Annotated in this window: 5 protein-coding genes; all 5 read left to right on the top strand. The window is 64.1% G+C overall.

The annotated features are described in order from the left end of the window. The first annotated feature begins 8 nt into the window (after positions 1-8). The 5 genes from QOC69_RS30310 to QOC69_RS30290 all read left to right on the top strand — a co-directional run bounded on the left by QOC69_RS30310 (position 9) and on the right by QOC69_RS30290 (position 4,869). Positions 9-1,142 carry a virulence factor Mce family protein gene (locus QOC69_RS30310; RefSeq protein ID WP_526446213.1) on the top strand — a complete coding sequence of 378 codons (1,134 nt, stop codon included), beginning with the start codon at positions 9-11 and terminating at the stop codon, positions 1,140-1,142. 1 nt (position 1,143) lies between these two features. Continuing rightward, positions 1,144-2,637 carry an MCE family protein gene (locus QOC69_RS30305; RefSeq protein WP_526446212.1) on the top strand — a complete coding sequence of 498 codons (1,494 nt, stop codon included), beginning with the start codon at positions 1,144-1,146 and terminating at the stop codon, positions 2,635-2,637. An 11-nt stretch (positions 2,638-2,648) separates the two neighbouring features. Then, on the top strand, positions 2,649-3,263 hold the full coding sequence (locus QOC69_RS30300; protein ID WP_526446211.1) for an Rv1363c family protein: 615 nt from the start codon (positions 2,649-2,651) through the stop codon (positions 3,261-3,263). Beyond that, positions 3,260-3,979 (top strand): hypothetical protein, encoded by a 720-nt coding sequence (locus QOC69_RS30295; RefSeq protein WP_526446210.1) that lies wholly within the window; start codon positions 3,260-3,262, stop codon positions 3,977-3,979. The genes QOC69_RS30300 and QOC69_RS30295 overlap by 4 nt, the downstream gene beginning before the upstream one ends. A gap of 89 nt (positions 3,980-4,068) precedes the next feature. Continuing rightward, positions 4,069-4,869 (top strand): FadR/GntR family transcriptional regulator, encoded by an 801-nt coding sequence (locus QOC69_RS30290; RefSeq protein WP_526446209.1) that lies wholly within the window; start codon positions 4,069-4,071, stop codon positions 4,867-4,869. The last annotated feature ends 178 nt before the right edge of the window (positions 4,870-5,047 follow it).

Genomic DNA, 5,047 nt, shown 5'->3' with positions numbered 1-5,047 from the left:
GCGGGCTCGTGAGCGTGCTGCGCCGCGGCGCCGCGGCAATCGTGTTGATCCTGGCGGGATCCGGGCTGGCCGGATGCGGCTGGCAAGGAGCCAACTCACTACCCCTACCCGGTACCCAAGGGGGAGGGCCCGGCTCTTACGTGGTCCAGGCGCAGCTGCCAGATGTCAACAACATCGAGCGGAACTCCCGCGTCAGAGTGGGTGACGTCACCGTCGGCAACGTCGTCAAGATCGAACGCCAGGGTTGGCACGCGGTGGTGACGATGACGATCAACGGGGATGTCGACTTACCCGAGAATGCCACCGCCACCATCGGCCAGACCAGCCTGCTCGGGTCGCTGCACATTGAGCTCGCGCCGCCGAAAAACGTTCCACCCGAAGGCAAATTGCACCAAGGATCGGTGATCCCGTTATCGTCTGGCTCCGCCTATCCCTCCACGGAGAAGACCCTGGCCGCAGTCTCGGTGTTGCTGAACGGAGGCGGAATCGGCCAGATCCAGGAGATCACCCAAACGCTGTCCACCGCGTTCGCCGGCCGCGAGAACGACCTGCGCAGTCTCATCGACCAATTGGACATCTTTGTTGGCCACGTCAACGACCAGACCGCCGACATCATCGCCGCCACGGACAGCCTCAACAATCTGACCGGCCAAGTGGCCGCCCAGAAGCCGGTCGTGGATCGCGCGCTCAAGACGTTCCCCGACGCGCTGAGTGTTCTCAAGGACCAGAGGGCCCACCTCGCCGATGCCCTCGATCAGCTCGGCAAGTTCAGCGCGTTGGCCGCAGACTCGGTGAACCAGACCAAGGAAAACCTCGTCAAAGAACTCAACGACATCGGACCGGTGTTGAAATCGCTCGCCGACTCCGGTCCCGCGCTGACCCGCTCGCTGGATTTCTTCGCGACCTACCCGTTCCCCAAGCCCACTCTGAGAAACTGGCTCCGCGGTGATTACGCGAACTTGACGGCCGTCATCGACCTGACCCTCAGTCGGCTGGACTCGTCATTCCTGACCGGCACTCGATTCGAGGGCAATCTCACCGAGCTCGAAATGCAATGGGGACGCACCATCGGCGTGATGCCTAGTCCCTACACCGCCGGCAATCCCCTCGTCGTTCCCTACCGCACGGATCAGGGCCCCTAACATGCACTTGACTCGACGAATCCGCATCCAGCTCGCCGTGTTCCTCGCCATCGCACTTACCGCCTTCGTCATCATGGCCGTGGGCTACGTGCGATTGCCCAACCTGCTCTTCGGCATTGGGCACTACACCGTCACGGCGCAGTTACCCGAGGCCGGCGGTCTCTACGAACGGGCCAACGTCACCTACAACGGAACCGAGGTCGGCCAGGTCGAACAGGTCCGCTTCACCGACGCCGGCGGCGTCGAGGCAGTGCTGTCACTGCGCTCGGACATCAAGATCCCCTCCGATCTCGAGGCCGAGGTGCACAGTCAGACCGCGGTCGGTGAGCAGTACATCGCCCTGTTGCCGCGAAGTGGCAGTGCACCGCCGCTGAAAAACGGCAGCGTCATCCCGCTGGCCGATACGCGCGTGCCACCCGACATCAACGCCCTACTCGACGCGACCAACCGTGGCCTAGAAGCGATTCCACGCGACAACCTCAAGACCACGGTCGACGAGGCGTACACCGCATTCGGGGGTCTCGGCCCCGACATCGCGCGACTGGTCAAGGGCTCCACATCGTTGGCCATCGACGCCAAGAAGAACCTCAGTGATCTGACCAACGTCGTCGACAACGTCGGACCTCTGCTGGACACGCAAACCAACACCTCGGACTCCATCCAGGCGTGGTCAGCGCATCTCGCCAACATCACTCAGCAGCTGAGGAACCACGATGACGCGGTTCGAGGAGTCCTGCAACGGGGTGCTCCCGCCGCCGATCAAGCACGGGCACTGTTCGATCGACTACAACCCACCCTGCCGATCATCCTGGCCAACCTGGTCAACGCCGGAAACGTGGCGGTCGCATACCGCGACAACCTTGAACAGATCCTGGTTTTGCTCCCTCAGGGCACCGCGATCGTCCAAGGAAGCGGCGTCGCCAACAAGAACACCAAGCAGAGCTACGCGGGGGCATACCTGAGCTTCAACCTCAACCTGAACCTCCCATCGACCTGCTCCACCGGATTCCTGCCAGCACAACAGCAACGCTCCATGAGCTTCCAGGACTACCCCGACCGCCCTGCCGGGCTGCTGTATTGCCGTGTCCCGCAAGACTCGCCGCTCAACGTGCGCGGTGCCCGCAACTATCCATGCGAGACGCGGCCCGGCAAGAGGGCGGCGTCCGTCGAGCTCTGCGAGAGCGATGAACCCTATGTGCCCCTCAACGACGGCTTCAACTGGAAAGGTGACCCGAACGCGACGCTGTCGGGCCAAGGGGTTCCCCAGTTCCCGCCTGGCACCACTCCGCCCCCTGGCTACCCAGCGTCGGGCCCCGCACCAGCCGCGGCCCCCGCTGCGGCCCCGCCGCCGCCGATCGCCGTCGCGAAGTACGACCCGGTGACCGGCAGCTACGTCGGACCCGACGGTCACGTCTACACCCAGACGGACCTGATAGAAGGCGCCAACCAGAACAAGACCTGGCAATCGATGCTCGTCCCACCCGGAACACCATGAGGACAGGGTCGATGACCACACCGGATACCGATGCCATCGGCGATGCATCGTTGGACGGCAACGCCGTCGACGACGAAGCCGACCATGACGACGAGAACACCGCGCTAGCCGACGAACGGACTCCGTCGACACCAACCGCGGGATCGCCAAGCGTGCGTGCAGCTCTGGTCGCGGGACTGGTCATCGTCGTCGCATTGGCGGCCCTGGCCGGCTGGCTCGGAATACGAGCCCATGAGTCGCGTTCCGCGGCCCATCGGCACGACGTCGCCATCCAGGTCGCAGAACAGGGCGCGATCAACCTCACCACGATCAACTGGCAGCAAGCCGAGTCCAACATCCAACGCATCCTCGACGGGGCGACCGGTGCCTTCTACGACGATTTCTCCCAACGATCACAGCCTTTCGTCGAAGTCGTCAAACAAGCCAAGTCGACCAGCGTAGGCACGGTCACGGCCGCAGCTCTGGAATCCGAAAGCGGCGACGATGCCCACGTTCTCGTCACCGTGAGTGTGACGACCACCGCGGCAACGACACCCGACCAAGGACCGAGGCTATGGCGGATGCGCATGTCACTGCACGAGGTCCACAGCCAACTCAAGGTGTCCAACGTGGAGTTCGTGGCATGACGAAATCCGACACGCGCACAACGCATCACGACGCCGACGAACCGGCTCCGCCGGGCTTTCCACGAGGAGAGGACGGCCCAGAGCCGCTCACCGCGCTCTCGGAGACCGACACCACCACCGGTCGAACCTGTGCGGATAGCGACGATGCCAGCGAAGGCACGGAGTCAGCGGACTTCAACGTGCCCACGGCTGCTTCAGCTGCAGCGGGCGCTCTTCGCGCGTTCGTCGCAGGGGTCCAGTGGCCGCGGGTAATCGCCTACGGAGCGCTGCCCGCCATCGCGCTCGTGCTCGCCGTGGCAGCGGGCTTCTTCAAGTGGCAGGACTCCTCGGTCCGTGAGGCCGACCTGGCCGGGATCGAATCGGTACAAGCCGCGCGCGATGCCACGGTGGCGATGCTGTCCTACAAGCCAGACACCGTCGACAAGCAACTAGGGGCTGCGCGTGACCTCCTCACCGGGCCGTTCCGCGACTCCTACGCGTCACTGACCAACGACGTCGTCATTCCTGGTGCAAAGCAGAAGCAGATCTCAGCCACCGCGACGGTCGCGGCCGCCGCGCCGATTTCAGCCGACCCCAGTCACGCCGAAGCGCTCGTCCTGGTCAATCAGACGATCGTCGTGGGTAGCGCGCCCCCCACCGACTCGACCTCCAGCGTCAAGGTCGGCTTGACCAAGGTTGAAGGCCGCTGGCTCATCAGCAGTTTCGATCCGACGTGACCGTCCAGGACAACGTCCCGGCGACGCACGACGCCGTCCCGCGTGGTGTGAGCCGCCGATCGCGAGGCAGGCGACCCAACGCGGCATCGATGGAACGCGCCACCGAATCAGACTCGCGTGCAACGGCTTCTGCGTCGACGGCTGCGGACATCTGGACGACACCACTGCGAACACCCAAAGCCGCCGTCGTCGTCGCTCGCGTACTCCGTGAGCAGATCGTGACGGGCAGACTGAAACCTGGAGACCACCTTCCCCACGAAGCGGAGCTCATGCGGCAGTTCGTCGTTAGCCGCGCCACATTGCGTGAAGCTGTGCGCCTCTTGGAGTCCGAGGGCCTGATTGAGGTCAGACGCGGCACACGCACGGGAGCGCTCGTCACAATGCCAGGTGCGGACACGGTGGCCCGTCCCGCTGGCTTCCTTCTGCAAATCTCCGGCGCAACACTCGCCGACGTCTTCGCCGCACGGTCGGGCATTGAACCCACAGCGGTGAGTCTTCTGGCAAGGAATCGCTCGACCGTGGCCCTTGTGGAGTTGGACGCGATGGTCGCCGAGAAGTTGCCGACCGCATGGGAACACAACACCGCACATCTAGCGATCGCCGAGTTCCACCGCCGCCTCGTCGAATTGTCGGGAAACGTCACCCTGGGCATCATTGCGGCGATGCTGTTCGAACTCACAGAGCGCTGCGCGCGGTCGCCTCGCGGCCGAAACCGCATGAATTGGGCGGAGTTCGACGCTCTCCTCGGCGTGTATCGCGAGCTACTAAGCTACGTCCGCGCGGGCGACGGGACCGGCGCCGAAGCATTTTGGCAGGGTCATCTCGACAGGGCAATCAAAGCGATGCCTCAACGGTTGGCCCAGTTGAAGATACGAGACATAATCGACTAAGCGGCGACGCCTGACGCGCTCGGCTCGTCTGTCACGAGCGGCTAGATCAAGGATTCGCCCCAGCGGTGCAGTCTGTCCCAGAGCACCTCGCGGGTGCTCGCAAAGTTGTGCATGTGCGCCATTCGTTCGACGACGCAGAGGCTCACCTGCTGTGCACCGTGGTACGACGCGGGTTCGG

It is taken from the genome of Mycobacterium sp., from assembly GCF_032162105.1.
Classification (GTDB): domain Bacteria; phylum Actinomycetota; class Actinomycetes; order Mycobacteriales; family Mycobacteriaceae; genus Mycobacterium.
The sequence above is the reverse complement of the archived record's forward strand: the minus strand, read 5'-3'. Positions and strand labels throughout refer to the sequence as shown.

Bases quoted from the DNA above. Each gene is read 5' to 3' on its own strand.
- QOC69_RS30305 (WP_526446212.1), top strand. From the start codon at position 1,144: ATGCACTTGACTCGACGAATCCGCATCCAGCTCGCCGTGTTCCTCGCC.
- QOC69_RS30300 (WP_526446211.1), top strand. From the start codon at position 2,649: ATGACCACACCGGATACCGATGCCATCGGCGATGCATCGTTGGACGGC.
- QOC69_RS30295 (WP_526446210.1), top strand. From the start codon at position 3,260: ATGACGAAATCCGACACGCGCACAACGCATCACGACGCCGACGAACCG.
- QOC69_RS30290 (WP_526446209.1), top strand. From the start codon at position 4,069: ATGGAACGCGCCACCGAATCAGACTCGCGTGCAACGGCTTCTGCGTCG.